Below are 891 nucleotides of genomic sequence, written 5' to 3' on the forward strand. Positions count from 1 at the left end.
CAGCCCTGCGCGCGCTGGAAGGCGGCGGTCGCGCGGCGGTCGGCCTCGGTCCAGCGCGGGCCTGGGCCGATCTTGTAGTACCGGCCCGCGCCGCGTGCGACGAGCAGCTCGCCGAGCCGCGTCACCCGCGCCCCCGCCTTGCCGGGGCCGAAGGCGGCGGTGCCGGGGAAGGCGTGCGACTGCGGTCCGCCGCTGCCGCCCGCGAGGTTCTTCGGGCGGTAGGGGACGTACTCCGAGGAGTCGGTCCAGTACGCGTACGGGGTGGTCTGGCGGCGCGTGTGCGGCGGCGTCTGCTCGTACGCCGTGTACTTCGTGTGCGCGGCGTCCGCCCAGCCGCCGAAGAGCGTGACGTGCGAGCCGTCCTCGGGGTTTCGCGGGTTGTGGAAGAGGAGCATGTCGCCGGGCTTCAGCTCGTCCTTCGTGATGCGCTCGCCGAAGGAGGCGAGGGAGCCGGTCCACTGGTTGGAGCGCAGGTCCCAGGCCATGGAGACGAAGCCCGAGCAGTCCTGCCGGTACCCGTCCGCGTGGTACTCGCTCATGCTGTACGGGACCTTCGCGTCGAGCCAGGTACGGGCCCGGTCGATGATCTGCGCGCGCGTGACGGTGCCGGGCGTGACGGCTCCGCCGTCGCTCCCCGTGTGCAGCGGCCCGGTGCCGCCCTGCGGGGTGCGGGGGCCCTCGGACGGGTCGTCCGGGTCCCCGTGGCCGCCGGGATGTTCGCCCTCCTGGGTGGCCGAGGGCTCGCGGGGCGCGGCGGCGGGGCGGACGAGTGCGGCGGAACGGGGGGCCGAGGCGGTGGCGGAACGGGTGGCGGTCGTCCCGCCCTCCCTCCTCGTCTCGCGCGGCGCCGTCGCGTAACCGGCGTGCCGTCGCGCCTGCGCCTCGTCCGGG

At 75.6% G+C, this 891-nt stretch carries 1 protein-coding gene; it reads right to left on the minus strand.

Translation table 11 applies throughout. The annotated features are described in order from the left end of the window. Positions 1-891: peptidoglycan-binding protein (locus G3I42_RS36885; RefSeq protein WP_203606529.1), on the minus strand; the 891-nt coding region annotated here is incomplete at both ends.

It is taken from the genome of Streptomyces sp. SID11385 (genome assembly GCF_010548245.1).
GTDB lineage: Bacteria > Actinomycetota > Actinomycetes > Streptomycetales > Streptomycetaceae > Streptomyces.